Genomic DNA, 1,878 nt, shown 5'->3' with positions numbered 1-1,878 from the left:
AAACAAAAAAGCCCGTTAGTATAACTAACGAGCTTCTGTTTTTAATAAAGATTTGGCACCGACCTACTCTCCCACATGTTACTGCAGTACCATTGGCTCTGGCGGGCTTAACTTCTCTGTTCGGAATGGGAAGAGGTGGACACCGCCGATATAGGCACCTGAAGATTTTTAATGTTCCTTAGGATTATCCCCAAAAAACAATGACAAATACTGAAAGAAGTAATAAGAAAACAACAGATCATTATCTGCTTACAAAGAAAGCTTCGGGTAATTAGTACTACTCGGCTATGATGTTACCACCTTTACACCTGTAGCCTATCAACGTGATAGTCTCTCACGACCCTATATGGAAAACTCATCTCGTGGCTAGTTTCGCACTTAGATGCTTTCAGCGCTTATCTATTCCCAACGTAGCTACTCTGCAGTACAGCTGGCGCCATAACAGATTCACTAGAGGTTAGTCCAACCCGGTCCTCTCGTACTAAGGTCAGCCCCACTCAATTTTCCTACGCCCACAACAGATAGGGACCGAACTGTCTCGCGACGTTCTGAACCCAGCTCGCGTGCCACTTTAATCGGCGAACAGCCGAACCCTTGGGACCTTCTCCAGCCCCAGGATGTGACGAGCCGACATCGAGGTGCCAAACCTCCCCGTCGATATGAGCTCTTGGGGGAGATCAGCCTGTTATCCCCAGCGTACCTTTTATCCTTTGAGCGATGGCCCTTCCATGCAGAACCACCGGATCACTATATCCGTCTTTCGACCCTGATCGACTTGTCTGTCTCACAGTCAAGCAAGCTTTTGCTATTGCACTCCACGTACGGTTACCAAGCGTACTGAGCTTACCTTTGAAAGCCTCCGTTACCTTTTTGGAGGCGACCACCCCAGTCAAACTACCCACCAAACAATGTCCTCCGCTTTGCAGAGTTAGACACCGGATACATAAAGGGCGGTATTTCAAGGTTGACTCCACAATGGCTGGCGCCACTGCTTCACTGCCTCCCGCCTATCCTACACATCATGTACCCAATATCAATGTTAAGTTGTAGTGAAGGTGCATGGGGTCTTTCCGTCCCGTTGCGGGTAACCGGCGTCTTCACCGATACCACAATTTCACCGAGCTCATGGCTGAGACAGCGCCCAGATCGTTACACCATTCGTGCAGGTCGGAACTTACCCGACAAGGAATTTCGCTACCTTAGGACCGTTATAGTTACGGCCGCCGTTTACCGGGGCTTCGATTCAATGCTTCGCCTTGCGACTAACATCCCCTCTTAACCTTCCGGCACCGGGCAGGTGTCAGGCCTTATACCTCATCTTTCGATTTTGCAAAGCCATGTGTTTTTGTTAAACAGTCGCCTGGGCCTTTTCACTGCGGCCTCATTGCTGAGGCGCCCCTTCTCCCGAAGTTACAGGGCCATTTTGCCGAGTTCCTTAGCCATGATTCACTCGAGCACCTTAGGATTCTCTCCTCGACTACCTGTGTCGGTTTACGGTACGGGTTTTTATAACCTGAAGCTTAGCGGGTTTTCTTGGAAGTCTGATTACCTGAACTATCCGCGCCCCCGAAGGTTTGCGGTACTATCAGCTTTCAGCTAATACTCCGGATTTGCCTGGAATACTAATACCTACAGCCTTTAACGAACTATTCCGTCAGTTCGCGTCAGTGTCACTACTCCGTCACCACATCGCAGTTATAAAAAGTATGGGAATATTAACCCATTGTCCATCGGAATCTCCACCCGGATTATCCTTAGGCCCCGACTAACCCTGATCCGATTAGCGTTGATCAGGAAACCTTAGTCTTTCGGTGGGCAGGTTTCTCGCCTGCCTTATCGTTACTTATGCCTACATTTGCTTTTCCAGCCTCTCCACCA

General features: G+C 49.2%; 2 rRNA genes. Both read right to left on the bottom strand.

What is annotated here, in order from left to right:
• Window positions 1-50 precede the first annotated feature (50 nt).
• Window positions 51-162, bottom strand: a 5S ribosomal RNA gene (gene rrf / locus J3P37_RS22815).
• 89 nt (window positions 163-251) lie between these two features.
• Window positions 252-1,878: ribosomal RNA gene (locus J3P37_RS22810) — 23S ribosomal RNA — on the bottom strand; the annotation flags it as partial.

The sequence above is a fragment of the Desertivirga xinjiangensis genome (assembly GCF_024436435.1).
GTDB classification, from domain to species: domain Bacteria; phylum Bacteroidota; class Bacteroidia; order Sphingobacteriales; family Sphingobacteriaceae; genus Desertivirga; species Desertivirga xinjiangensis.
The sequence above is the reverse complement of the archived record's forward strand: the minus strand, read 5'-3'. Positions and strand labels throughout refer to the sequence as shown.